24 protein-coding genes are annotated in these 25442 nt (G+C 69.2%); 15 read left to right on the top strand and 9 right to left on the bottom strand.

Annotated features, from left to right (window positions below; genetic code table 11):
• Window positions 1–56: 56 nt before the first annotated feature.
• A complete protein-coding gene (locus ABNX08_RS33135; RefSeq protein ID WP_022537414.1) occupies window positions 57–3122 on the bottom strand; it encodes an AAA family ATPase in 3066 nt (1021 codons plus the stop codon).
• Window positions 3119–4267 (bottom strand): exonuclease SbcCD subunit D, encoded by a 1149-nt coding sequence (locus tag ABNX08_RS33130; protein WP_022537413.1) that lies wholly within the window; start codon window positions 4265–4267, stop codon window positions 3119–3121. Before ABNX08_RS33130 ends, ABNX08_RS33135 begins: the two co-directional genes overlap by 4 nt.
• Window positions 4268–4407: 140 nt before the next feature.
• Here ABNX08_RS33130 and ABNX08_RS33125 point away from each other — a divergent pair, with 140 nt between their 5' ends.
• Window positions 4408–4764 carry a YgiW/YdeI family stress tolerance OB fold protein gene (locus ABNX08_RS33125; protein WP_022537412.1) on the top strand — a complete coding sequence of 119 codons (357 nt, stop codon included), beginning with the start codon at window positions 4408–4410 and terminating at the stop codon, window positions 4762–4764.
• Window positions 4765–4859: 95 nt separating this feature from the next.
• Here the strand turns inward: ABNX08_RS33125 and ABNX08_RS33120 are convergent, their stop codons facing one another.
• A complete protein-coding gene (locus tag ABNX08_RS33120; RefSeq protein ID WP_022537411.1) occupies window positions 4860–5066 on the bottom strand; it encodes a dodecin in 207 nt (68 codons plus the stop codon).
• Between the two features lie 220 nt (window positions 5067–5286).
• Here ABNX08_RS33120 and ABNX08_RS33115 point away from each other — a divergent pair, with 220 nt between their 5' ends.
• The 3 genes from ABNX08_RS33115 to ABNX08_RS33105 all read left to right on the top strand — a co-directional run bounded on the left by ABNX08_RS33115 (window position 5287) and on the right by ABNX08_RS33105 (window position 8536).
• The gene (locus tag ABNX08_RS33115) at window positions 5287–6042 is read left to right on the top strand and encodes a phospholipase D family protein (RefSeq protein ID WP_022537410.1); all 756 of its coding nucleotides are present in this window, start codon (window positions 5287–5289) and stop codon (window positions 6040–6042) included.
• Window positions 6043–6161: 119 nt separating this feature from the next.
• On the top strand, window positions 6162–6872 hold the full coding sequence (locus ABNX08_RS33110; RefSeq protein ID WP_022537409.1) for a dienelactone hydrolase family protein: 711 nt from the start codon (window positions 6162–6164) through the stop codon (window positions 6870–6872).
• A 119-nt stretch (window positions 6873–6991) separates the two neighbouring features.
• The gene (locus tag ABNX08_RS33105; protein ID WP_022537408.1) at window positions 6992–8536 is read left to right on the top strand and encodes an acyl-CoA synthetase; all 1545 of its coding nucleotides are present in this window, start codon (window positions 6992–6994) and stop codon (window positions 8534–8536) included.
• A gap of 41 nt (window positions 8537–8577) precedes the next feature.
• Here the strand turns inward: ABNX08_RS33105 and ABNX08_RS33100 are convergent, their stop codons facing one another.
• Together ABNX08_RS33100 and ABNX08_RS33095 are read right to left on the bottom strand one after the other, a co-directional pair.
• Entirely contained in the window at window positions 8578–9294 is a 717-nt protein-coding gene (locus ABNX08_RS33100) for a glycine zipper 2TM domain-containing protein (protein WP_022537407.1), read from the bottom strand.
• 134 nt (window positions 9295–9428) lie between these two features.
• Window positions 9429–9887, bottom strand: a complete 459-nt coding sequence (locus ABNX08_RS33095) for a MarR family winged helix-turn-helix transcriptional regulator (RefSeq protein WP_022537406.1) — start codon at window positions 9885–9887, stop codon at window positions 9429–9431.
• 254 nt (window positions 9888–10141) lie between these two features.
• Here ABNX08_RS33095 and ABNX08_RS33090 point away from each other — a divergent pair, with 254 nt between their 5' ends.
• Complete coding sequence (locus tag ABNX08_RS33090) at window positions 10142–10705, top strand: YggT family protein (protein WP_022537405.1); 564 nt, start codon at window positions 10142–10144, stop codon at window positions 10703–10705.
• Between the two features lie 147 nt (window positions 10706–10852).
• A complete protein-coding gene (locus ABNX08_RS33085; protein WP_022537404.1) occupies window positions 10853–11134 on the top strand; it encodes a hypothetical protein in 282 nt (93 codons plus the stop codon).
• 68 nt (window positions 11135–11202) lie between these two features.
• On the opposite strand, the gene ABNX08_RS33080 is transcribed toward ABNX08_RS33085, so the two are convergent.
• Window positions 11203–12183, bottom strand: a complete 981-nt coding sequence (locus ABNX08_RS33080; protein ID WP_041681660.1) for a LysR family transcriptional regulator — start codon at window positions 12181–12183, stop codon at window positions 11203–11205.
• A 60-nt stretch (window positions 12184–12243) separates the two neighbouring features.
• On the opposite strand from ABNX08_RS33080, the gene ABNX08_RS33075 reads away from it, so the two are divergent.
• Window positions 12244–13824 carry an MFS transporter gene (locus ABNX08_RS33075; protein ID WP_022537402.1) on the top strand — a complete coding sequence of 527 codons (1581 nt, stop codon included), beginning with the start codon at window positions 12244–12246 and terminating at the stop codon, window positions 13822–13824.
• 127 nt (window positions 13825–13951) lie between these two features.
• Window positions 13952–14782, top strand: coding sequence for an IclR family transcriptional regulator (locus tag ABNX08_RS33070; RefSeq protein ID WP_022537401.1), 831 nt, complete (start codon window positions 13952–13954; stop codon window positions 14780–14782).
• A 14-nt stretch (window positions 14783–14796) separates the two neighbouring features.
• Here ABNX08_RS33070 and ABNX08_RS33065 read toward each other — a convergent pair whose 3' ends face one another.
• Window positions 14797–15624, bottom strand: a complete 828-nt coding sequence (locus tag ABNX08_RS33065; RefSeq protein WP_022537400.1) for a phytanoyl-CoA dioxygenase family protein — start codon at window positions 15622–15624, stop codon at window positions 14797–14799.
• A 280-nt stretch (window positions 15625–15904) separates the two neighbouring features.
• On the opposite strand from ABNX08_RS33065, the gene ABNX08_RS33060 reads away from it, so the two are divergent.
• The 5 genes from ABNX08_RS33060 to ABNX08_RS33040 all read left to right on the top strand — a co-directional run bounded on the left by ABNX08_RS33060 (window position 15905) and on the right by ABNX08_RS33040 (window position 22102).
• Entirely contained in the window at window positions 15905–16831 is a 927-nt protein-coding gene (locus ABNX08_RS33060; RefSeq protein WP_022537399.1) for a MoxR family ATPase, read from the top strand.
• A gap of 5 nt (window positions 16832–16836) precedes the next feature.
• Complete coding sequence (locus tag ABNX08_RS33055; protein WP_022537398.1) at window positions 16837–17916, top strand: DUF58 domain-containing protein; 1080 nt, start codon at window positions 16837–16839, stop codon at window positions 17914–17916.
• Window positions 17913–19892, top strand: coding sequence for a DUF3488 and DUF4129 domain-containing transglutaminase family protein (locus tag ABNX08_RS33050; RefSeq protein WP_041681900.1), 1980 nt, complete (start codon window positions 17913–17915; stop codon window positions 19890–19892). Before ABNX08_RS33055 ends, ABNX08_RS33050 begins: the two co-directional genes overlap by 4 nt.
• A gap of 135 nt (window positions 19893–20027) precedes the next feature.
• Window positions 20028–20516 carry a MarR family winged helix-turn-helix transcriptional regulator gene (locus tag ABNX08_RS33045; protein ID WP_022537396.1) on the top strand — a complete coding sequence of 163 codons (489 nt, stop codon included), beginning with the start codon at window positions 20028–20030 and terminating at the stop codon, window positions 20514–20516.
• Complete coding sequence (locus ABNX08_RS33040) at window positions 20513–22102, top strand: MFS transporter (RefSeq protein ID WP_022537395.1); 1590 nt, start codon at window positions 20513–20515, stop codon at window positions 22100–22102. Before ABNX08_RS33045 ends, ABNX08_RS33040 begins: the two co-directional genes overlap by 4 nt.
• A gap of 187 nt (window positions 22103–22289) precedes the next feature.
• Here the strand turns inward: ABNX08_RS33040 and ABNX08_RS33035 are convergent, their stop codons facing one another.
• Together ABNX08_RS33035 and ABNX08_RS33030 are read right to left on the bottom strand one after the other, a co-directional pair.
• Complete coding sequence (locus tag ABNX08_RS33035; RefSeq protein ID WP_022537394.1) at window positions 22290–22613, bottom strand: hypothetical protein; 324 nt, start codon at window positions 22611–22613, stop codon at window positions 22290–22292.
• A 237-nt stretch (window positions 22614–22850) separates the two neighbouring features.
• A complete protein-coding gene (locus tag ABNX08_RS33030) occupies window positions 22851–24317 on the bottom strand; it encodes a DegQ family serine endoprotease (RefSeq protein WP_022537393.1) in 1467 nt (488 codons plus the stop codon).
• A 171-nt stretch (window positions 24318–24488) separates the two neighbouring features.
• On the opposite strand from ABNX08_RS33030, the gene ABNX08_RS33025 reads away from it, so the two are divergent.
• A complete protein-coding gene (locus ABNX08_RS33025) occupies window positions 24489–24965 on the top strand; it encodes a MarR family winged helix-turn-helix transcriptional regulator (protein WP_022537392.1) in 477 nt (158 codons plus the stop codon).
• A 46-nt stretch (window positions 24966–25011) separates the two neighbouring features.
• Window positions 25012–25434, top strand: a complete 423-nt coding sequence (locus tag ABNX08_RS33020; protein ID WP_022537391.1) for an organic hydroperoxide resistance protein — start codon at window positions 25012–25014, stop codon at window positions 25432–25434.
• Window positions 25435–25442: the final 8 nt, after the last annotated feature.

The raw sequence follows: 25442 nt of genomic DNA, 5'->3' as shown, positions 1-25442 counted from the left end.
CGCAAGCGGGAGAGGGGAGCAAACCGAGCGTATAGCGTTTTCTGCGAGCGTCAGCTTTATAACGCTGCGGCAGTTGCGCCCGTCAACACCGTCCGGCTCCCACCCACACCCGGCCTCACTTCCAGCCGCACGTCAATGCGTTCCCGCAGTTCGGTAACGTGAGAAATGATCCCCACCAGCCGCCCCGCCTGCTGCAAGTCCAGCAACGTGCGGATCGCAAAGTCCAGGCTCTCGGGATCGAGCGTGCCGAAACCCTCATCCACAAACAACGTATCGAGCTGGATGCCGCCCGCGCGCGACTGCACCACGTCGGCCAACCCCAGCGCCAGCGACAGCGAAGCCAGGAAACCTTCGCCGCCCGACAACGTGTTGGCCGGGCGCGGTGCGCCGGTGTCGTAGTCGAACACTTCGATATCGAGCCCGCCCGCGCTGCGCTGGTCGCCCAGTTCGCGCACGCGCTGCAGCACATAGCGGCCGCGGCTCATCGCCAGCAGCCGCGCCGACGCGGCTTCGAGCACCTCGTCGAGCAGCGTCGCCAGCACGAAGCGCTGGAACGTCATGCGGCGCGGGTTGTTGCCGTTGGCGACTTCGGCCAGCCGGCCCAGGACCGCATAGCGGGCCTCGATGTCGCGGCCCTGCGCGTCTAGCTGCTGCAGGCGCTGGTGGCATTGCTGCAAGGCGTCGCGCGAACGGCCGCGCTCGGCTTGCTGGCGGACCAGTGCTTCCACTGCCGCGGCTGCCGCCTCCCTCGCCTCACGCAGGCCATCGAGGTCCGGCGCATCGAGCGATTGCGCCGCGGCCTCGGCGCGCTCGCGCCGGTCCGCGGCGGCGGCAAGCTGGGCGTCGAAGGTGCGCAGCGTGGCGTCAATCGCCTGCATCGCATCGTCGGGCAGGCTGTTGGCGGCATGCGCCTGCACGTCGGCAAAGGCTTCCTGTGCCAGCGCTTGCGCCAGCACGCTGTCGGCATCGGCGAGCCGGGTCGCGGCCTGCGACTGCACCTGACGGGCCGACGCCAGCGCTGCCTGCGCACCCGCGGCATCGGCGGCGGCCTGGCGCTCGGCCGCCTGCGCGGCGGCCAGCGCGCGTTCCAGCGTGGCGAGCATGGCCTGGGCCTGGCGCAAGGCCTCAACGAGCGCCGCCGGGTCGCGCGAATCTTCCGGGACTTGCGCGCTGGCGGCCTGCCATTCGCCCTGGCAGCGGGCCAGCGCCTGTGCGGCGGCTTCGGCTGCCGTGGCGGCATCACGGCTGGCGGCTTCCGCGGCATCGCGTGCGCTGCGGGTGGCAACGATGGCGGCTTCGCGTTGCGCCACGCTTGCCGCGGCCTGTTTGCCTTCGGCCAGCGCGCCTTCCAGGGCGGCGATCTCCGACTTCAGGTGGCGCGCGGCCTCGTCCGACACATCGCCCAATGCCTGCGCGATGTCGTCCAGCCGCTCGCGCGCCTGCGCGATGGCTGCCTGCGCGGCCTGATGCTGGCCGGCGCAGCGCACCGCCCGGGACTCGGCTTCCAGCGCGGCCTGGCGGGTCTGTTCCAGCGCTTCGTCCGATAGCGGCGCGGCCACATGCAGCGCCGGCGTCGGATGCGCAGTGCTGCCGCATACCGGACAGGCATCGCCCGACGCCAGGCTAGCGGCGAGGCGCGCGGCCTGTCCGGCGCGCCAGAGGGATTCCGCTTCCGCGAGCGTGCCGCGGCTGCGGTCGCGGGCGCGCAGCGCCTGCTGCGCCGCCGCTTCGGTATCGGCCGCCTGGTTCATCGCGGCGGTCAGCACCCCGGCGGCCTGCGCGTGGCGGCTGAACTGCCGCGCCCGTTCCTGCAGCGCGGCCAACTGAAGCTGCGTCGCCTGCGCCTGCGCGCCGGCAAGCTGCGCCTGGGCGAGCGCGGACTCGGCGGCGACGGCGTCGGCCTGGCGTGCGGCAAGCTGTGCCGTAGCCCGTTCCCGCGCGGTAGCCGTGGCGGCCTGTTTGCCTTCGGCGGCCTGCAATGCGGCCCGCAAGGCGCCGAGCTGCTGCGCGCGCGGCAACATGGCTTCCAGTTGCGAGACGCGCCGCTGCGCGGCCTGGCGCTCGCCGGCACGCGCCGTTTCCGCCTGCAACGCGGCTGCGACCTGTTCCGCCTGTTGCGCGGTACGGGCCGCCTGTTCGCCGGCCTGTGCCAGCGCCGCGCCGGCCGCCGTCTGGTCACGCTGCGCCGTCTGCCATTGCTGCAGCGCCGGCCTGACGCGCGCGGCACGTTGGGCGGCATGCAGGCGTGCGCGCTCGTCTTCGATCGACGGCTGGCGTGCCAGCAGCGCCGCATGCGCGGCCTGCGCCTGCTGGCGCTCCTGCAGGCGCGCCGCCACCTGCTCGGCGGCACCCAGCGTCGTCTGCGCGGTGGCCAGCACAGTGCGCGCGCCCTGCTCCTGCCCGTGCAGCGCCAGCAGTTCCGCCTGCAGCGCGGCGATGCCATCGGTCAGCGCCTGCGCGGACTCCACGCCGGCCTGTCGCAGTGCTTCCTCGCGCTGGATGCCGATGCGTTCGGCATCGCGGCGGATCTCGGCGGCTTGCGCCTTCAGCAACTCTTCTACGCGGCGATACAGCTCGGTGCGGAACAAGCGCTCCAGGATCGCCTGCCGTGCCTGCGAACTGGCCGTCAGCAGTTCACGGAAACGCCCTTGCGGCAGCACGATCACCTGGCGGAACTGCGCGCTGTCGAAGCCCAGAAGATCGCGGATCGCGTCGCTGACCTTGCCCGGCTGGCTGGCCTTGCTGACCCAGCCATTGCCGTCATGCAGGTCCAGCTGCGCCTTGGCGGCCTCGGTCACCCAGCCTTCGCCGCGCTGCTTGGGCCGCTCCTGCGCGGGCGAACGGACCACGCGCCAGCGCTGCGCGCCGAGGCTGAACTCCAGCGTGACCTCGGTCCGCAATCCTGGCGCCGCATTGGCGCTGCGCATCGCCTGCGCGCTGCGTTCGCCGCCGGAGGTATCGCCGTACAGCGCAAAGCAAATCGCGTCGAGCAGCGTGGTCTTGCCGGCGCCGGTGGGACCGTGGATCAGGAAGAAGGCCTGGTCGCCCAGCCGCGTGAAGTCAACCTGCTCGGTCGCGGCAAAAGGCCCGAAGGCCTGCAGGGTCAGATGCAGCGGTCTCATGCCGACTCCCGTTCCGCGGCGGCCATGCCCGCCAGCACCTGGTCCAGCACCTCGCGCTGGCCCGGCTCCAGCTCGGCATTGGCCACCTCGCGGAAGAAGCTGGCGAACAGTTCGCCGGTGCCGAGCTGCCGCAGCTTGCGCCCGGCCTCCGAGGCCGTGCCGCTGCGCGCCAGCACCGTACGCTCGATGGCCAGCGCGTTGGGATAGACCTGGCGCAGCTTCGCCATCGGGTCCAGCAGCGCGCCGGTATCGGTCAGCCGCGCGTGGATGTAGTCGTCGCGTTGCGGATCGGTAGTGCCCGCGTCCAGCAGCGCGGCCAGTTCGCCTTCGACCACGCGCACATCGCGCAGCGGCTGCAGCGGCACGGGCGTGATGGTCACCGCGCCGTCCGCGCCCAGTTCGATGCGCGACACGGATTTGTCATGCGCGCACTCGGACAGCGAGTATTTCAGCAGCGAGCCCGCATAGTGGACGCGCCCGCCGCCCAGCGTCTGCGGCCGGTGCAGGTGGCCCAGCGCCACCAGGTCGAAGCCGGCGAACAGGTCGGCGGCCACGGCGCCGCTGCCGCCGACCGACAGCGGCCGTTCGGATTCGCTGGCCGCGCCGCCCACCACGAAGGCATGGCCCACCACCACGGCGCGCACGCCGGGCGGGTGCACGGCGCGGATGGCATCCAGCTGCGCGCGCAGCGCGGCTTCATGCGAAGGCAGTTCGGTGCCCATCGCATCGCGCACCACGGCTGGCTCCGCATAAGGCAACGCGTAGAGGCGCACTTCGCCATGGGCATCGTGCAGCGTCACGCAGGCGGCCTCGGCCAGCGTGCGGCCGGCCACGTGCAGGCCCTGCGCACGCATCAGGCGCGCGCCGAATTCGAGCCGCTGGGCGCTGTCGTGGTTGCCGGCGATCATTACCACCGGCACGCCGGCATCGACGACGATGCGGCCCAGCACGTCGTCGAGCAGCGCCACCGCCTCGGGCGGCGGCACGGCGCGGTCATAGACGTCGCCGGCGACCAGCACGGCGTCGGGGCGTTCGGTGCGGACCAGTTCGACAAACTGGTCGAGGAGATGGGCCTGGTCTTCCAGCAGGCTGCGGGCATGGAAGAGGCGGCCGAGATGCCAGTCGGCGGTGTGGAGGAAACGCAATCTGGGACCCGATCAGTGAAGGCGCGAAGGCAGCATCATAAAGCGTCGCGCCCCGCGAGCCCGTTCAGCAACGGTTCAGGCGTGCCGGCGCATCATGCATGCCATCGCCCCCGTGATCCCAACCTCAACGGAGAACGCACATGAAACACATCCTGACCGCCACCGCCCTGACCCTTGCATTTGGCCTCGCCGCCGCCGGCGCCAGCGCCCAGTACACCGGCCCCTCGGCCATCCCCGTGATGACCGTCAAGGCCCTGCAGGCCGACGGCAAGGACGACCAGAACGCCGTGCTGCGCGGCAAGATCGTCAGCAGCGTCGGCGACGAGCGCTACCTGTTCTCGGACGGCACCGGCCAGATGAAGGTGAATATCAAGTCTAAGCTGTGGCCCGCACAGAAGCCCGTGGACGCGCAGACCACGGTGGAGCTCGTCGGGGAGTACGACAAGGAGCTGATCGGCGAGTCGCACTTCGACGTGAAGGAGATCCGCCTGCCCTGAGGCGACGAAACCCCGCGCGCGGCGCAATCCGGGTGCGCGCCGCGCGGTGGTGCGGCGGTGTAACGACGGGCGGCGCGGTATGCGCTGCGCCGCGATCAGGTCACGCGGAAACCCACTTTCAGCGTGACCTGGTAATGCGCGATCTTGCCATTCTGGATATGGCCGCGCGTTTCCACCACTTCGAACCAGTCGATGTTCTTGATGGTTTCGCCAGCCTTGGTAATGGCGCTCTGGATGGCCTGGTCGCAACCATCGGGCGAAGAGCCGACGATCTCGACCAGCTTGTAGGTATGGTTGGTCATGTCCCTCTCCTTGGCGGGCGCACCCGCGGGGGTTCCATCCATCATAGGCGCCGCGCGCGGATAGCCCCAAGGCCCGCGCCACGCCACGCAGCGCGCACAGATCCTGTTACACAATCCCCCTTTGCCAGTGGCGTATGCGGCTGCTACGCTGCGGACCCGTCCTGACCGCATGCGGCGCGCGGCGCGCGCACGCTGTCATCCACTGAAGCAAAGATCCGCCGTGACTGTCAGATTCATTCGCCGGGCCGTGCTGGGCCTGGGCCTTGCCGCAGCCGTATCCGCCTTTACTTCTTTCGGCTCGTTCGGCTCGCTGCGTTCATACTTCAACTCGCTCAGCCCGTTCAGCCACCTGATCGCGCAAGCGCACGCCCGTTCGACTTCCACGTTCGACCAGGTCACCGAGACCATCGCCGGCAGTATCAGCGATACCTTCAACGAAGCCGTTACCAAACACTTCCCGGCGCGCAACGGCAATCCCGCACAGCCGCCGGACGCGAAGCCGGTGCCGAGCAAAGCCTTTGCCCAGGGCAGCGGCTATACGCTGTGCTTCGTGCCCGATGGCGCGAGCTGCCAGGCGCTGCTGATCAACGCCATCCGCAGCACGCGCCGGCAGTTGCTGATCCAGGCCTACTCCTTCACCAGCGCGCCGATCGCCGAAGCAGTGGCGCAGGCGCACAAGCGCGGCGTGGACGTGCGCGTGATCCTGGACAAGAGCCAGCAATCGGAACGCTATACCAGCGCCACCTACCTGAAGCACGCTGGCGTGCCGGTGGTGATCGACAGCAAGCCCGCGATCGCGCACAACAAGGTGATGGTGTTCGACGACCAGGCGGTCTTTACCGGGTCGTTCAACTTCACCAAGTCGGCACAGGAGCGCAACGCCGAGAATGGCATGCTGATCCGCGGCGACGCGGCAGTGGTCAAGGCCTACACCGACAACTGGAACACGCGCTATCGGCAGTCAAAGGCGTACTGACGCGTACTGAGGGGCCAGCGCCTGCACGAAGCGGCGCCCGGTGGCACACTTGCGGCTGGCGTGCGGCCAGCGCCGCGCATCCTGCCTACCTGTTAAGAGCCATTCCGGAGAGCCTCCCCATGACAGCCATTCCCGACAGCCAATGGATCCGCGTCGACAGCGCCGCGGGCAGCTTCGACGCCTATCTGAGCCTGCCGCCCGCCGGCGTGCGTCCCGGTGCGCCCGCCATCGTGCTGCTGCAGGAGATCTTCGGCGTGAACGAGCATATCCGCGCCGTGGCCGACCAGTACGCCGCCGACGGCTATGTGGTGCTGGCACCCGACGTGTTCTGGCGCCAGGCGCCGCGCGTGGAACTGGGCTATGACGGCGACGACATGGCGCGTGCGATGACGCTGCGCAAGGCGGTGGACGTGCCAGCCGCGCTGGAGGATATCGCCGCCACCGTGCAGGCGCTGCGCCAGCGCACCGGCGCCGGCAAGGTCGCCGCGGTGGGCTACTGCTTTGGCGGCCTGCTGGCGTACCTGAGCGCGGCGCGCGGCCTGGTCGACGCGGCCGTGCCGTACTACGGCGGCGGCATCCAGAACCAGCTGGAGGAAGCCGTGAACATCCGCGTGCCGGTGCAGTTCCACTACGGCGCGCTCGACACGCATATCCCGCCCGGGGCCGTGCAGGGCGTGCGCGAGGCGACGGCGGGCAAACCCGGCACCGAGATCCACGTCTACCCCAACGCCGACCACGGCTTCAATTGCTGGGCGCGCGCTTCCTACCACCAGCCCAGTGCCGCGCTGGCACACGGGCGCGCGCTGGCGTTCCTGGCGCAATCGCTGTAGGTAGCGGCGCGCGCAGCGCGCCCCCCGCCGCCGCCTTGCCACGGCCGGGCGGCAGCCCTTATGCTCGCCGCTGAGCTTCAAGACCTGCTGGACCCCAAACCATAACGACGGAGACCACCATGCAGTCAGAGCAGCAGCGCGCCCTGCGCAACACCATCCCCGACGCCATCGCCCGCGCCGTGCGGCGCAGCCCGGACAAGACCGCGATCCGCTTCGGCGAACGGGCCTGGACCTACCGGCAGCTCGACGATGGCGCGGCCCGCGTGGCCGGCGCGCTGGCGCAATGGGGGCTGCGGCCGGGCGATCGCGTCGCTGCCTTCGGCAAGAACTCCGACGCCTATGTGCTGCTGTGGCTGGCCTGCCTGCGCAGCGGGCTGATCCATGTGCCGGTCAATTTCTCGATGACGCGCGCCGAGGCCGAGTACATCGTGACGCAGTCGGGCGCCAGCGCGATCTTTGCCGATCCGGCGCTGGCCGAGCGCGTGGATGGGCTGCCGTGCAAGGTCAGCGGCACGCTGCATGGCGGCAATGCGCGCGATATCCTGGCCACCGCGGCCGACGGACCCGCGGCACCGGTTTCCGATGCGCTCACCGACGCCACGCCCGCGCAGATCCTGTACACCTCGGGCACCACCTCCGCGCCCAAGGGCGCCGTGCTGACGCACCGCGCGCTGCTCGCCGAATACGGCAGCACCATTGCCGCCTGCGATATCCGCGAGTCGGACTATTCGCTGGCCGCGCTGCCGCTGTACCACTCGGCGCAGATGCATGTGTTCCTGATGCCGCTGCTGCTGTGCGGCGGCACCACGCTGATCGCCGACAGCCCGGAAGCCGGCTATTGCCTGCGCACCATCCACGGCGAAGGCATCACCAGTTTCTTTGCCCCGCCGACGGTGTGGATCGCGCTGCTGCGCCATGCGGACTTCGATCCGGCCAGGCTTGGCTCGCTGGTCAAGGCCTACTACGGCGCATCGATCATGCCGGTGCCGGTGCTGCTGGAGTTGCAGCAGAAGCTGCCCGCGCTGCGCTTCTACAACTGCTACGGGCAAAGCGAGATCGGGCCGCTGGCCACGGTGCTCGGGCCCGACGAGCATGCGGCGCGCCCCGCGTCCGCCGGCCGCCCGGTGCTCAACGTCGAGACCCGCATCGTCGACGAGACCATGCGGGATGTGCCGTCCGGCGAGCTGGGCGAGATCGTGCACCGCTCGGCGCAACTGCTGACTGAGTACTGGAACAAGCCGGAGCAGACCGCCGAAGCCTTTGCAGGGGGCTGGTTCCACTCGGGCGACCTCGGCTACATGGATGCCGAGGGCTACCTGTACGTGGTGGACCGGATCAAGGACGTGATCAATTCAGGCGGCGTGCTGGTGTCGAGCCGCGAGGTGGAAGAATGCCTGTACACCCACGGCGCGGTGGCCGAGGCGGCGGTGTTCGCGCTGCCTCATCCGAAGTGGGTCGAGGCAGTGACCGCCTGCGTGGTGCGCAAGCGCGGCCACGAGGCCAGCGAGGAGGAGCTGATCGCGCATGCGCGCGAGGCGCTGGCGCCGTTCAAGGTGCCCAAGCGCATCGTGTTCGTCGCGGACCTGCCGCGCAATACGGCCGGCAAGCTGCTCAAGCGGCAGCTGCGCGAGGACTATGCGCAGTTGTTCGGTGCTGATGCGTAACCCTCGGGGCGTCTGCCACAGACGCCCCTTGCGGACTCGCCTCAGTACGGCACCGCGACGCCGTTCTCGACCTTGACGCGGTCGCCGATGCGCATCTGGTAGGCGTTGGACTGCGTCAGCGTGAGGTAGGCGTTGTCGCTGGTGCGCACGCGCACGCGGTAGGCCGGGGCGCTGGAACCGGTGCGCTTCTCCACCTCGTTGCCGGCCACCGCGCCGGCAACGGCGCCGCCGATGGTGGCGACGGTATTGCCGCGGCCGCCGCCGACCTGGTGGCCGAGCAGCCCGCCGACGATGCCGCCGACCACGGCGCCCGCGCCGCTGGTCGAGGGCGGCTGGCCGGGCACCACTTCAATCGCTTCGACCCAGCCGTAGCGCACGCCGTAGGCCTCGTTGCCGTATTGGTCGCCATAGCTGCCGTCAGCGGGGTACGACTGCTGGGGGTAGCCCTGCTGGGGGTAGCCCTGCTGCGGGTAGCCCTGTTGTTGCGGGTAGCCCTGTTGTTGCGGATAGCCCTGCTGTGGATAGCCTTGTTGCGGATAACCCTGCGGGTAGCCCTGTTGCGCCGGATAGCCGCTGACCGTGGTGCCGTAGCCGGTGTTGTAGCCCGTGTTATAGCCGCCGTTGTAGCCAGTGTTGTAGCCACCGCTGCCTCCATACCCCGCGCCATAACCGGAGTCATAGCCATACGGCGTGGCACACCCGGCCAGCGCACCGGCGCCAAGCACCGCAAGCACAACCGAACGAAGGGGGATGGACATGTCTGGACTCCTGCGCGCTGCGCGTGTTTGTGGGAATGCGCGCGAGTCTAGGGCCGCCGGCGGGCAGTGGGTGTCACCGGAGCTTGTGATTGGTAACCACCTGTAACCGCTGGCGACGCCTGCCCGAAAATCGCTCAGCCGCGCTCGGCGCCGTCGTCGTTGAACTGCGTGATGCGCGCCACGCGGAAGGTGCCGCGCAGCGATTCGAGCTCGGTACGGTGCAGCATCGCCAGCCGGTTCAGGCAGCGTTCGCCCTTGGCCAGCAGGTGGACCTGCACCACGCGCCGGTCTTCGGGGTTGAGGCGGCGCTTGACCAGCCCGGCCGCCTCGCAGCGGTTGACCAGCGCGACCACCCCGTGCTGCTTGGCCTGCAGGCGCTCCGCCAGTTCGCCGATCGAGGCCCAGTCCTTGTCCGCGCTGCCGCGGATATGCAGCAGCAACAGGTATTGCTGCACGGTCACGCCTTCCTCGCGTGCGGCGTCTTCGGAGAATCGCAGGAAGCGCCGCAACTGGTAGCGGAAGTCGGACAGCGCCTCGAAGTCGGCCTTGTTAAGCGGGGTGTTGTTCCGTGACGGGGCGGACTTGCTGGGCATGGATGGCGAGAAAGCGGGGTTGCGAAGAAGCGCGAATCAACCAGAACGCGCCGGTACAACGCGCGGAACCGCCCGACTGCCGGCCGATCCCGCAACACGGGCGCACGCAATTATAGAGTCCGCGCACCGCGCTGCTGGTGCAAAGATGTCCGGCAGGCCACGCCGCCGCCACGCTGTTGCGCCGTGCCGCCGTCGGGCTATGGCAGAATCTGTGCGGTTGCAGACACCTTCACCCGTCACCGGATAACGCACCGATGTTCTCGGAAATCGCCCTCTTCCTGCTGGATACCGTCTTTACCCTGTTCGGCATGGCGCTGTTGCTTCGCGTCTGGATGCAGCTCACGCGCCTGCCCACGCGCAACCCGGTCTCTCAGGGCGTGTTCCAGATCACCGACTGGCTGGTCCGTCCGCTGCGACGGGTCATCCCGGGCGTGGGTGGCATCGACTGGGCCACGGTGGTCGCCGCCTGGCTGACCGCGGTGGTGTTCCTGCTGCTGGTCGCCATGATCAGCGGCGCGGACCTGCTCGCCTTCCTGCCGGCGGTGCTGCTCACCTCGCTGCTTTACGTATTGAAATGGGCCATCAGCCTGGTGATGTGGGTGACGCTGCTGATGGCGATCCTGTCGTGGGTCAACCCGCATTCGCCAGTCACCCCGGCCATCGACCACCTGACCGCGCCGGTCCTGCGCCCGATCCAGCGCGTGGTGCCGCGCCTGGGCGGCTTCGATGTGTCGCCGCTGGTGCTGTTCGTGATCGCGCAGATCCTGCTGATGGTGATCGCGCGGCTGGGCGCCAGCGTGTTCAACATGCATTTCTGAGGGGGCGGGCAGATTGGCGGCAGGCGATTGTCCGCGCGGCTGGACAGTCTGTCGACAATAGGCTCTTTTTCTGCCCAGTGTGAAGTCCTACATTACAGGCAACGTGGCGCTGCAGCCACGAACCCTGCCAAGAAGGACCACTCCACCATGAAGACCCTCGCACAACGCCCCACCCTGCTGCTCTCCCTGCTGTGCGCCGCCGGCCTCTCGTTCGCCGCGGCCACGGCCCACGCCTCTGAACCCGTTTCCGATATCGCCCGCCTGGACGGCAGCATCGGCCACGTCGGCAAGGCCGATCCGTTCCTGGACGGCGCCCGCGTCGGCAAGGCGGATCCGTACACGGACGGCGCCAAGATGGGCAAGTTCGACCCGTTCACCGACGGCGCCAGCACCATGGACCGCCGCGACGCATTTACCGACGGCGCCTGAGCGCCGCGGCCAGCCTCACCGCTTCCCTTGGCCACGGCCCCGGCCGTGGCGGCCCGACACCGGCGCGCTCAACCCGCCGGGCGGGCCTCTCCCTCCAGCGCTCCCTCTCCCTCGGCAAGCCCGGTCTCGGCGGCTTCCGTCCCAACGTCCGGCTCCAGCTCGGACACCATCATCGATTCGATCGCTTCCATGAAGGCCCGCACCTTGCGCGGCTGCAGGCGCCGGTCCGGCAGCAGCGCGAACACGCGCAGCGGCGGCAACGGGTAGTCAGGCAGCACGCGCACCAGGCGCCCTTGCGCGATCTCGGCCTCGCAGTAGTTCACCGACAGCCGGGCGATGCCCAGCCCGGCCAGCGCGCCCTGCAGGCGCAGCTCGGCGTTGTAGGTCTGCATGCGCGGACGGATCGGCACGGAAACGGTCTGGCCGTCGCGGGTGAATTCCCATACGGTGTCGCCGGGCGTGGTCAGCGTGGGCATGTTGGCCAGGTCTTCCGGGCGCAGCTGTGCCGGCAGGCTGGCCGCCAGCGCCGGCGCAGCGAACAGGCCGCGCTCGACGTGATAGATGCGCCGCGCCACGGTGCCGGAATCCGGCAGGTCGGCATCGACGATGACGAACGCCACGTCAAACCCGTCGCGGATCGGATCGACCAGGCCCTGCGTGATTTCCACGGCGACGTCGAGCGCCGGGTGCGCCGCCAGCGTGCGGCAGATCACGCCGCCGAGCTGCTGCGCGCCAAATTCATAAGGCGTGGCGATGCGCAGCACGCCCTGCACGCGTTCCTCGCGCGCCAGCGTTTCCTGGCGGATTTCGCGCAGCCGTGCGAACAGCGGGGCGACGTCGCGGTAGACCGCCTTGCCTGCATCGGTCAGGCGCATGCGGCGCGTGGTGCGCTCCAGCAGCTTGGCGCCGATGGCGGTTTCCAGCCGCGCCACCGCGGCCGAGACCCGCGACTTGGGGCAATCCAGCTGCTCCGCCGCGGCCGTGAACGTTCCCTGCTCGACCACACAGCAGAACGCCTCCCAATCATTCCATTGGATTGTTTCGTTCACCGGACAATGTTTCCCTGACAACCTGTAGTTCCCGACAGCAGGCGCCATTATGCTTGACCGATGCAACAAACGCCTGTCCCAGCCTGTCCGGACGCCTTAGCCCCCAACCCGGCCACCACGCCCCCACGCCCCCGCATGCAACTCGCCAGTCACCCGGAAATGGGTCACTGGCGACTTTCATTGTTCGGCCTGACGCTCGGGCTGGTGACCGGCATCGACTTCTCCTCCACGCTGATGATGGGCGTGGCCAGCCAGCACATCCAGGGCGGCGTCGGTGCCGCGCCGGAAGACTACCTGTACGCGATCTCCGCCTACGCGGCCACCGCGGTGCTGATGAACATGGTGCTCGACCAGGTCGCGCGCCGCACCACCTACAAGCGCTTCATCATGGGCTCGCTGGTGGTGTTTATCCTCGGCTCGCTGATCTGTGCCGAGTTCGCCAGCCCCGCCGGGCTGATCGGCGGCAAGGCGGTGCAGGGGCTCGGCGCGGGCGGCTTGTTCGCGGCTTCGCGCATCCTGGTGCAACTGGTGTCGACCCCCGCCGAGCGCGCGCCGCTGATGCTGCGCTTCGGCGGCGGCGCGTTCTCGATGCTGGCGATCACGCCGTGGCTGACCAGCATCTTCCTGGACGATATCGGCTGGCGCGCGGTGTTCCTGTTCCAGGCCGGCATTGCGTTGCCGGTGCTGCTGTCGGTGGCGCTGACCTATCCCACGCGCGCGCCGCGCGACCCGCATCCGCCGGTATCGACGCTGGACTGGCCGGCCGCGATCGCCGCGGCGCTGGGCGCGCTGGTGTTCCTGCACACGCTGCAGGAGATGCGCTACACGCGCTTTTTCAGCTCCCCGGAAATGCCGCTGGCGGCGCTGTGCGGCCTGGCGCTGTTCGCCTTCGCGGGCTGGCGGCTGTACCGCCACCCGGATCCGTGGATCGACTTCTCGCGGCTGGCCGGACGCCAGTACCTGTACGGGCTGGGCTTCTACACGCTGTATTACCTGATGTCGTCGGCGTGGGCCTTCCTGCTGCCGTCGCTGACCCAGACCGGTCTCGGGCTGACCTTCCGCACTACCTGCATGCTGCTGGCCACCAGCGGCACGGTGGCCACCATCGGCGCCATCATCATCACGCTGGGCATGGCGCTGGTGTTTCGCAAGCGGCGCGTGATCGCGATCGGCTTTGTCGTCTACGCCTGCGCGGCGATGCTGTTCTCTCACCAGCTGATGCCGGGCGCGCCGGACTATGCCCTGGTGCCGGTGGTGCTGCTCGAAGGGCTGACGCCGGTGCTGCTGATGGTACAGGTGGCATCGATGACCTACCTGGAGGTGCCGGTCGAGGACTTCTCGCACGCCTACCAGTTCAAGAACGTCTGCAAGCAGATCGCCTCGGCGATGGGCACGGGCCTGGCCAGCGTGTTCATGCAGGACGGGCTGGCGCAGCACCGCACGCACCTGGTAGAGCACGTCACGCGCTTCAACCCGGTGCTGCAAACCCCTGACGCGCTGTCCGCGTCCGGGCTGGCGAAGCTCTCGCTCGAAATCGACCGGCAGGCCACGCTGCTCGCCGGCATGGACATGCTGCACGGCTTTGCCGCGGTGTGCGTGGTGGCCGCGGTGTTCGTGCTGGTGCAGCGCAGCTTCCGCTAGCGCTCCGGCGGCGCGCCGCCGGCCATGCCAACCCTGGCAACGGGCCGGCACTGGCGCAAACACGGCATTTCCTCTACCCTTTCGGCCTTTCCGTGCCAATCCGGCGATCCACGCCGGTGCTCCACCGATGGCCAGTCCCGCCGATCCCCGTCCGCCCGCAGCCCAGACCGCAGACAGCGCCGCCACGCCCGAGAAGCCGAGCGACAGCTATGTGCAGTCCTTTGCACGCGGGCTATCGGTGATCCGCGCCTTCAATGCGCAGCACCCGGCCCAGACGCTGACGGAAATCGCCCAGGCCAGCGGCCTCACACGCGCCGGCGCGCGCCGCATCCTGCTGACGCTGGTGGGGCTGGGCTATGTGCGGGCCGACGGCCGGCTGTTCCGCCTGACGCCCAAGATCCTGGACCTGGGCTTTGCCTACCTGACTTCGATGCCGTTCTGGAATCTGGCCGAGCCGATCATGGAGACGCTGTCGCAGCAGGTGCATGAGAGCTGCTCGATCTCCGTGCTCGACGGTACCGAGATCGTCTACGTGCTGCGCGTGCCGGCGCGCAAGATCATGACCATCAACCTGTCGATCGGCAGCCGCCTGCCGGCGTATTGTTCGTCGATGGGGCGGGTGCTGCTGGCGGGCCTGTCCGAGCCGGAGCTCGACAGCGTGCTGCGCGCTACCGAGCTGCGCGCGCGCACGGACCGCACCGTGACCGATGTCGACGCGCTCAAGGCCATCATTGCCGATATCCGCAAACGCGGCTGGGCACTGAACGACCAGGAGCTGGAGGAAGGGCTGGTGTCATTGGCCGCGCCGATCCGCAACCGCGCCGGGCACACCATCGCCGCGATCAATATCAGCGGCCAGGCCAACCGTACCAGCGCGCAGGAGATGCTGGAGCGCTTCCTGCCGCAGCTGCTGGAAGCGTCGGAGAAGATCTCCGGGCTGGTCGGGCTGCGCACCTGAGCGCGGCCCCGGGATCAGCCGGCGGTAGGCAGTTCCACGCTGCCGAATTCGGCCGAGCGCGTGCCGTCCAGCGGCCGGTTGCTTGCGCCAAAGTATGCGAACGCCACTGACAGCTTGACCGCGTTGGACGCATTGCGGCCAGCGGCATGGAACAAGCGGCTGTCGAAGAACAGCACGTCGCCGCGGTGCAAGGCCAGCGGTTGCGCAGCCTGCAGCAAGGGCTGGCTGGCCGGGTGGGCCTCGATCAGGAATTCGGCCGGATCGAGCTGGCCCGGCTCCAGCTGCGCCTGGTGCGAGCCGGGGATGACGCGCAGCACACCGTTGCGCTCGTCCTCGTCGCCCAGCGCCAACCATACCGTCACCAGTTCCGGCTTGGCAAACGACCAGTAGCGCGTATCGCGGTGCCAGCCGGTCTGGCTGCCGTAGTGCGGGTGTTTGGTCATGACGCAGTTGTGGTGCGCCAGCGTGATGCACGCGGGCTCGCCCAGCAGCGCCTGCACCACCGACACCAGCTTCGGGTCGGTGGCCCAGCGGCGGAACACTTCATCACGCCCATAGGCCTGGCGCAACCGCCTGACGGTGCCGCCGCCGGCGGCATCGCGCGCGGCCGGGGCGCCGGGATAGCCGAGGTCGGCCTCGAACTCCACCGGGGGCACAGCCGCATCCAGGTGCCTGCGCGCCACCGTCTCCAGTTCCTCGCACGTCGGTTCGCCGGCAAAGCCGCGCAGGATCACGAAGCCATGGGCCCGGAAGGCCTGCGCCAGGCGCAGCAGTGCGCCGGAATCGGCAGACAGGATTTCAGAAGCAGGGAGGTCGGCGGGACAGTCCAGCGAGGCGGTCATTGCAGCAGGCGGCACGAAAGGCGGCAGAAAGAACGGACAGCGGAAAGCGATGGGTAGGGCACTGGTGGCCCAACGGCCCCATGATGCCAGAACCGGCGCATTCTGGCGCAGGCGGCATGCAGTCGGGATGCGACCTCCGGCACCGGCCGCGCACTGTCTCCGTACGGAAACAGACGGTGCCACGTGCCGCCCGCGCCGCTACAATGCGCTGATCCCCGCCCTGGTATCGCCTGCACCCTCTTTCTTCCACCCCATTTGCGCTCTCGCGCCGAGGTCCAACGTGACTGCTCGCCCACGCATCGTCGCTTCGCTGGCCGAGGCCCAGGCCCAGCTGGGCCGCATCGTTCTCGGCAAGCCGCAGCAGGTGCGGCTGGCGCTGGCCTGCATGCTGGCGCGCGGCCATTTGCTGCTGGAAGACGTGCCGGGCGTGGGCAAGACCACCCTGGCGCACGCGCTGGCGCGCACGCTGGGGCTGCAATACCAGCGCGTGCAGTTCACCAGCGACCTGCTGCCGGCGGACCTGATCGGCGTTTCCGTCTTTGTCCGCGATGCTGGCGAGTTCCGCTTCCATCGCGGCCCGGTGTTCGCGCAGGTGGTGCTCGCCGACGAGATCAACCGGGCCCCACCCAAGACCCAGAGCGCGCTGCTCGAGGCCATGGCCGAGCGGCAGGTCACGCATGACGGCACCACGCATGCGCTGCCGTCGCCGTTTTTCGTGATCGCCACGCAGAATCCACTGGAGCAGTTGGGCACGCACGCGCTGCCCGAGTCGCAGCTGGACCGCTTCACCATGCGGGTGTCGCTGGGCTATCCCGACCCGGCCTTCGAGCGCGTGCTGTACCTGGGCGGCGCCACCGCGCCGGACGCGGCCCCGGTGATGGACAGCAGCCAGGTGCTGGCACTGCAGGAGGCCGCGGAGCAGGTGTATGCCAGCCCCGCGCTGGTCGACTACGTGCTGGCGCTGGTGCAGGCCACGCGCAGCCATGGCGGCTTTGCCGCGGGGCTGTCGCCGCGCGCGGGACTGAGCCTGCTGGCTTGCGCACGCGCGTGGGCGTTGCTGGCGCAGCGCGAGATGGTGCTGCCGGAAGATGTGCAGGCCGTCTTTACCGCCGTCGCCGCGCACCGGCTGCTACCTGCCGGCGCGGCCGGGCCCGCTGCCGTCGCCGGCGAAGTGGCCGCGCTGCTGGCCGGCGTGGCCATTCCCTGACGGCCATGGCGCGCGATCCGCTGGCGGCCGCGCGCAAGGGCGGGCTCGATCGGGTGCCCAACCGGGGGATCGATCCCGGGCCGTTTGTTGCGGACAAGCGCATTGCCCCACGCCGCACGCGTGCGCGGCGTCCGGTCGGCGGCACGCTGCGGCTCGATCGGCGCCACCTCTACATCCTGCCCGCGCGTGGCGGCATCGGCTTCGCCGTGCTGCTGGGCGCGATGCTGCTGACCTCGCTCAACTACAACATCAGCCTGGGCTTTGCGCTGACCTTCCTGCTGGCCGGCATCGGCATGTCGTGCATGTGGCTGGCCTACCGCAACCTGCTCGAGCTGGCGGTGGCCGCGGGCACGGTGGCGCCGGCGCATGCCGGCCAGCCTGCGCTGTTCCACCTGCGCGTCGATAACCGCGATGCCGGCGCGCGCATCGGCATCGAGGCCCGCGTGCCGGCGCTGCCCGCCGTGGCGCCGGCCGTGCTGACGCTCGACGGCAATGCCAGCGGCACGCTTGCGCTGCATGTGCCAACGGTGCGCAGGGGGCGACTGACGCTGCCGCGCCTGGTGATCGCCAGCCGCTTCCCGTTCGGGCTGTTCCGGGTCTGGAGCTATGCCGACCTGGAGATGTCCACACTGGTCTATCCCGCCCCGGAACGCGACGCGCCGCCCGCGCCTGCCGTGTACCAGCCCGACGATGGCGATGCCCTGCACACTGCCGCGGGGAACGTCCGCGCCGACGACGGCATCGACCAGCTGCGCCGCTACCGCAGCGGCGACCCGCTGCACCGCATCGCCTGGAAGCACAGCGCGCGCACCGGACGGTGGCTGAGCCGCACCGGCGATCCACCGCAACGGCCGGCCCGCTGGCTCGACTGGCATGCGCTGCCCGCCGGCATGGAGGCCGAGGCGCGGTTGTCGCGGCTGTGCGCATGGCTGCTGGCCGCTGGCGACGATGCCGAAATCGGCCTGCGCCTGCCCGGCCTCGAACTGCCTCCGGCGCGCGGCGCGGGCCACCGGCGTGCCTGCCTGGAAGCGCTGGCGCTGTGGCCGCAGCGGCCCGCGCCAGTGCGCGCGGGAGGCCCGGCATGAAAGCCATCGCCCGGCCATTGCGCCATGATGACCATGGCCTGCTGCTCGGCCAGCTCGCGCTGGTGCTGGCGCCGCAGGCGCGCACGCTGCCGGTGGCGGTGAGCCTGTTGCTGGTCTTGCTGCTGGGCTGGCGCTGGCTGCTGTGGCGGCGGCGCGCGCCGCTGCCGTCGCGCTGGATGCTGGGCGTGACCGCGATGCTGGTGCTGCTGGTGGCAAGCGCGCTGGCGTGGCAGGCCGGCGGCGGCGTGGGGCGCGAGCTGGCGGTGGCACTGCTGGGCGCCTTCGTTATCCTGAAGCTGCTGGAGTGCCGCGCGCTGGCGGATGCGACGCTGGTCACGCAGCTGTCGTTCTACCTGCTGCTGACGCTGTACCTGTCGGACCAGCCGTTCTGGCTGGCGCTGTACAGCCTGGCTATCGGCGCCTGGGTGCTGCGCAACTGGCTGTTGCTGCATCACCCTGAGGCGCGCAGCAAGCTGGCGATCTGGCCGCTGCTGGGGCGCATGGCGCTGCTGGGGCTGCCCTGGGCGCTGGCGCTTTTCGTGCTGTTCCCGCGCCTGGAGCATCCGCTGTGGCAGCTGCCGCAGTCCGCGCCGCGCGGCACCACCGGCCTCAGCGATACCATGCGGCCCGGCAGCGTGGGGCAGCTGATCCGCTCGCCGGAGGTGGCGCTGCGCGCCGAGGTCGACGGCGCGCCGTTGCCGGCGTCGGCGCTGTACTGGCGTGCGCTGGTGCTATGGGACTACGACGGCACCACGTGGTATCCGTCGCGGCAGCGCCAGCAGCAGCTCGCGCCGGCGCCCTCGGCCGGCACTATGCCGGGCATCGACTACAGCATCACGCTCGAACCCAGCCAGCAACGGTGGCTGTTCGTGCTCGACCGCGGCCAGGCGCTGTCCGCCGGCGTGGAAGCGGCGGCCACGCCCGACGGGGAATTCCTGGCGCGCCAGCCGGTGGAGCAGCGCATTCGCTACCGTGCACAGTCGACGCTGACGCCCGCACCTGGTTGGCTGTCGCCCGCCACGCGCCGGCTCGCACTGAGCCTGCCGGCCGGCAATCCGCGCGCCCGCGCGCTGGCGGCCCAGTGGGCCGAGACCCATGCCGATCCCGGCGCACGCGTGCAGGCGGCGCTGCGGCTGTTTGCCGCCGCGCCGTTTGCCTACACGCTGCGCCCGCCTCCGCTGGGCCGCGAGCAGGTCGACAGTTTTGTGTTCGACACCCGGCGCGGCTTCTGTGAGCACTACGCTGGCAGCTTCGTGTTCCTGATGCGCGCTGCCGGCGTGCCGGCGCGCGTGGTCACGGGCTACCAGGGCGGCGAGTACAACCCCATCGGCCGGCACTACGTGGTGCGCCAGTCCGACGCGCATGCCTGGGCCGAAGTCTGGCTCGACGGCCGCGGCTGGGTCCGTGTCGACCCGACCAGCGCGGTGGCGCCTAGCCGCATCGAGCAGGGTCTGGATGCCGCCGTGGGCGATGAGGCGGCCGCCTGGCGGCCGTCGCAGCAGCCGGGGTGGCTACAGGACCTGCGCTGGGCCTATGAAGGCGTGGTCTACACCTGGCAGCGCTGGGTGTTGCAGTACGACCATGCGCAGCAGGCGCGGCTGCTCGACACGCTGGGCGCCGGCGCGGGACCCGGGCAGCTGCTGGCCGGCGCGCTCGGCGTGCTGTGCCTGCTGGCGCTGGTGCCGCTGTGGCGACGCCGCGCACCGGCCGATCCGCTCGATGCGGCGTATGCCAGCCTGTGCGGGCTGCTGGCCCGGCACGGCTGCGAGCGCGCACCGGCCGAGGGCCCGCAGGATTTCGCGGCCCGCGCCAGCGCCCGGCTGCCGCACGCGGCCGACGCCATCGCCGCGGTCACGGCGATCTATATCGGGCTGCGCTATGGCAACGTCGCGCCCTCGCGGCGCGCCGAGTCGGTGGTTGCGATGCGCGCCGGCATCCGGCAAATTGCCGCGGCGCTGCGCACCCGCAAGGCCTGAAAGCAGCGCCCCTGTTCCCGCTCCCACGATCGCACTGTGCTGACTGGCACAATTTGCTTCGCTTGATATAATTTCATTTGTAATTATCACGAATGTAACCGATCCACCGCTCTGGTGGATTGCACGCCAGCTTCCATGTCCTTCGAACAACGCATCGACCGCTTCTGCGCCAGCCATCCCGAAGCCCCGCGCGACCTGATCCTGGCCTCGCGGCTGCTCATGCGCACCGCGCGCCTGCTACGCAGCCACATCGACCAGGCGCTGGCGCCGTTCGACCTCGACATGAGCCAGTACCTGGTCCTCAGCATGCTGGCCGCCGACGAACACCAGCCCAGCATGCCGTCCGAACTCGGCACGACGCTGGACGCGACCCGCACGCAGATGACGCGTCTGCTCGACGGGCTGGAGGCGCGAAGCCTGCTGCGGCGGCAGGTGTCGGCGCACGACCGGCGCAGCCTGGAGTTGACCCTGACCCCGGCCGGCCGGCGTTTGCTGGAGCGCGCCGCCCCCGCGGTGCATGCGGCCTACGGACAGACGTGGGCGCCGCTGGGCGCGAGCGGCCTGGCCGGCGCCACGCGCGCACTGACGCAGCTCCACCAGACGCTGCAGGCGCTGCAGCCATGAAAGCGGGGACACCCTGGCAGCCGCTGTCGCGCCTTCGCGTCGGCATGCGTTGGCTGCGCTGGCTCAGCCACCGGCAACGGCAGACGCTGCTGATGATGCTGCTGGCGCTGGCGACCGGCGTGGAGTTCCTAGAGAACATCATGTTCGTGTTCGCGTCGAGCCATATCGTCGGCGGCATCGACGCCGACCCGCGCAGCTTTGCGCTGGTGCAGGCCGCCTATGCGGTGGGCAGCATGCTGATGATCCTCAAGCAGCAATGGCTGTCGCGCCGCTTCGGCTACCGCTGCTACCTGACCGGCGCGCTGCTGCTGTTCATGGCGGGCACGGTGGCGGCGGCCACCAGCCATTCGCTTGCGCAAATGGTGGCGGCGCGCTTTGTCCAGGGCGTGGGCGGCGGCGCGCTGTTCACCAGTTGCCGCATCCTGGTCAACGTGCTGTTCGGACCGAGCGAGCGCCCGCGCGCGACCCGCATCTTCATGATCGGCATCTTCGCGGCGTCGGCGCTGGGGCCGGCCTTCGCCGCCGAACTGATCGAGCACGGCGTGTGGCAGGACGTGTTCTACGGCGTGCTGCCGTTCGCCGCGCTGGCCACGCTGGGCGCCTGGCTGTTGCTGCCCGACGCCCAACCTGGCCAGCGTGCCGATGCCGGCGGCCCCGCGCTCGCGCCGCTGCTGCTGTTCGGCGCCGCGATCGTGACCCTCCAGGCCGCGCTGACCGAGGCGCGCTTCGACGTCTTCTCGCATCCGCTGCGGCTCACGCTGGTGGCCGCGGCCGGCCTCGCGCTGCTGGCGGCGTTCCTGTGGCACCAGTGGCATCACAGCGAACCGGTGCTGCATCTGCGCGCGCTGCGCCAGCCGGTGTATCTCACCGGCCTGGCGATGTACTTCGTGTACTACCTGATCAGCAACCTGAGCGGCTATCTGTTCCCGATCTATGCCGAGCAGGCGCTCAGGATCCCGCTGGCAACCACCGGCTGGCTCAACACCTTCGCCGCGCTGGTCAGCCTGGCGGGCATCTTCGTGTACCTGCGCGTGGCCCCGCAGCTGCCGCAGAAGAAGCCGCTGATGGTGGCCGGATTGCTGCTGATGGCCGCCGCGGCGTGGTGGTTCTCGCGCATGCCGCCCGATGCCGGCCCGCCGGCGCTTGCATGGGGGCTCGTCGGCAAGGGGCTGTTCGGGGTGCTGGTGATCATCCCCGTCGCCGGGCTGACCTTCCGCGTGCTGAGCGCTGATGCGTTTGCGCACGGCTACCGCAGCAAGAACCTGATGCGGCAGATCGCCAGCTCGTTTGCCTCGGCGCTGGGCGCGGTGCTGCTGCAGAATCGCCAGTTCGCCGTGCATGGCAGCCTGCTGCATGCGGTGGGCCAGCGGCCCGCCGAGTCCGGGCAGTGGATGGCGTCAGTGCAGGCGGCGCTGGCCGCGCGCGGCTTCGATACCGCGCAGGCGCACCAGGGCGCGCTGGTCCAGCTCAGCGGGCTGATCGAGCAGCAAGCCAGGCTGATTGCCTGCGAGGATATCTATCGGCTGATTGCCGTGCTGGCGCTGGGCGCGGCGGCGTACATGCTGCTGCAGCGGCGGCTGGCCTGATAGCCGGCGCAGGCGCTGCGCATGGCGTTACGCGAGACTACCGCACTACTGAGGGATGGCTTAGGGGCAACCGAGAGGCAACCGAGGGGCAACTGCGGAAAGCGAGGAGATGCGGGGTCGCCGCGCATATTGCGATGGCGCGGACGGGTCGCAGTGCCGGCGGACGCGGCACCGGCGGATTACCTGCTCAGAACAGCGACAGCTGGCGCATGCCGAAACCAATGGTCTCTTCGACGCGCGCACGCGCGTGGGCCAGCGAACCTTCTGCGCCAGAGTAATTGCCGGCGGCCCAGTGGTAGACCACGGGGATCTCGCCGCGCTCGGACAGGCGCACTTCGCCAAGCTTGTCGCCGCGTTCGTTGCGGTAAAAGTGCGAGCGGTAGCCGCGCTCCCAGTGCGGGGCGACGACTTTCTTGCGCCGCCGGGGCTTCGGCGCGGAGCCGGCGGTGGACGTCAGTCGCCGCGCTCTCTCGGTACCCGGCGTCGTGGCACGGGTGAAATCCAACTGCATAGACTTCCTCTTTGTCGATTCAGCAGAACCAGGGTCGGCGGGGGCTATCGCCGCATGCTTCGTGCATCGCAGTCGAGATGATACCTGTTGGCGCGGCTTCTGTAAGTAGTTCGTTGCGCGGAATGCCGCCTCCCGCAAGGCTTAGCGGGCCGTATACCCCTCCAGGTATACGGCCCGCGATGTCGTCGAAGCCTTGCCAGTTAACGGCTTGCGGGCAGTTGCGCGTGCCCGCGCCGATCAGCCCAGATCGAGCGGAATGAAGATACGGGCATCGTCGCGCTGCACCAGCAGTGCCACCTGCTTGCCCGATTTCGACACCAGCGACTTGAGCTGCTCGGCCGAACTGATCGGCGTGCCATTGAGCGACAGGATCACGTCGCCCGGCTGAATGCCGACGCGCGCGGCCGGACCGGTCACGTCCTCGACCACCAGGCCGCCGTCGATGCCGCTGCCGCGCTTCTCCGCCGGCGTGAGCGGACGCACCGCCAGGCCGAGCCGGCCGCTCGCCTCGTTGGCACCGCCCTTCTGCGCGACCGCCTGGTCCCTGGCCGTGCCGACCTTCACCGACAACGTCATCGGCTCACCCTTGCGGATAATCTTCAGCGTGGTCTGCGTGCCCGGCTTGATATCGGCCACATGCTCGGGCAGGTCGCCCGAATGATCGATCACGTCATTGTCCAGCTGCACGATCACGTCGCCGGGCTTCAGACCCGCGCGCGCGGCGGGGCTGTCAGGCTCGATCGAATTGACCAGCGCACCGGTCGGCTTGGGCAGTCCGAACGACTGCGCCAGTGCCTGGTTTACCTCCTGCACGCTGATGCCGAGGCGCCCGCGCGTGACCTTGCCATGCGCCACCAGCTGCTGCTGCACCTTGGTGGCCACGTCGATCGGGATCGCGAACGACAGCCCCTGGTAGCCGCCGGTCTGGCTGTAGATCTGCGAGTTGATACCGATCACCTCGCCGCGCTGGTTGAATAGCGGGCCGCCCGAGTTGCCCGGGTTGACTGCGACGTCGGTCTGGATAAACGGCACATAGGTATCGTCCGGCAGCGAGCGCGACTTGGCGCTGACGATACCGGCGGTCACGGTGTTCTCGAAGCCGTAGGGCGAGCCGATCGCCAGCACCGGCTCACCGACCCGGATGCGCGACGGATCGCCCAGGCGCACGGTCGGCAGGTCCTTGGCGTCGATGCGGATAACGGCGACGTCGGTCTGCGGATCCGAGCCCAGCACCCTGGCCTTGAACTCGCGGCGGTCGGTCAGCTTGACGGTGACCTCCTGCGCGCCGTCGACGACGTGGGCGTTGGTCATGATCAGGCCATCGGGGCTGACGATAAAGCCCGAGCCCTGCCCGCGCACCAGTTGCTGCTGGCCGCCTTGCGGGCCCTGGAACTGCGGGCCGAAGCGCTTGAAGAACTGGAACAGCGGATCGTCCGGGTCGACCCCCGGCGGCATCTGCGCCGCGGTGCGCTGCGCGCGTGCGGTCACGCTGATATTGACCACGGCGGGCCCGTACTGCGCCACGATGCCGGAGAAGTCCGTCGGCGCAGCAACGGCAGTTGCAGGCTCCGCGGCGACCGCAGCCTGCGTAGGTGCCGCGTATCCCGGCGTGATGACTTCCTTCTGCAGATAGGCATACCCGCCGCCAAGGGCGGCCAGGGCCGCAACACCGGCAGCCGTGCGGGCAATGGTCTGGCGCATCATGTAGTGGTCCTTTCTTTTGAGCATCCGGCGTCGGCACTGTGCGACGCTACGGGACCATGCTAGCGACCAAGACTTAAAACAGGCTTAAGGTTTGGGATGGGCGGATAGCGCACTTTCGAAAAAGTGTAAATTTAACTTGTGTACAATTTAATTGCGTCTAATATATCCGACATGGAACGCGACAAAGACTCCGCCGTTGACTGGCTGTTGCTTGACCGGCAACTGTGCTTCGCACTGTATTCCACATCGCTCGCGATGACCAAGCTGTATAAGCCATTGCTAAGTGAGCTTGGGCTTACTTACCCTCAGTATTTGGTGATGCTTGTGTTGTGGGAAGCTCAAACGCTGACGGTGTCCGAGCTTGGTGCTCGCCTGGCGTTGGATTCAGGCACCCTGACACCGCTGCTCAAGCGGCTGGAATCGGCGGAGTTGGTGACGCGGACACGCGACGCGGATGACGAGCGGCGCGTGCTCGTCAGCCTCACCGCAGCCGGCCGAGCGTTACGGCAAGCCGCGACGCGTATCCCTGAACAGATGTTGTGCGCCACGCAGTGCCCGGTCGAAGAGATCCAGGCCCTGACCCAGCGCCTGCATGCACTGCGTTCGACGCTGGAACAAGCGCGAACCGATACCCGCCTGCCGGACTGACGGCAAGCGTTGACGCCCCCTCGGGCAATCCAAACCGGAGCCTTAAATGCCACTCGAGAAAGTCTTTTATACCGCTCATGCCACTGCCACCGGCGGCCGCGACGGCCGTGCCGTCACCTCCGACGGCCGACTCGACGCCAAGCTGGCGGTGCCCAAGGAAATGGGCGGTGCCGGCGACGGCCTGAATCCGGAGCAGCTGTTCGCTGCCGGTTATGCGGCCTGCTTTATTGGCGCGATGCGCTTTGTTGCGGGCCAGCAGAAGATCACGGTTCCCGCCGATGCCTCGATCGAAAGCGCGGTGGGTATCGGCCCGATTCCGCAAGGCTTCGGCATCCAGGTGGAAATGAAGATCTCGCTGCCGGGCTTCGAGCGAGCGGCGGCGGAGAAGCTGGTCGAGGAAGCCCACCAGGTGTGCCCGTATTCGAACGCCACCCGTGGCAACATCGACGTGAAGCTGATCGTGGTCTGACGCCCCCG

Origin of the sequence: Cupriavidus sp. DF5525, assembly GCF_040149425.2 — a bacterium.
GTDB classification, from domain to species: Bacteria; Pseudomonadota; Gammaproteobacteria; order Burkholderiales; family Burkholderiaceae; genus Cupriavidus; species Cupriavidus pickettii_A.
Note: the sequence above shows the minus strand (reverse complement) of the source record. Positions and strands in the feature narration are given on the sequence as shown.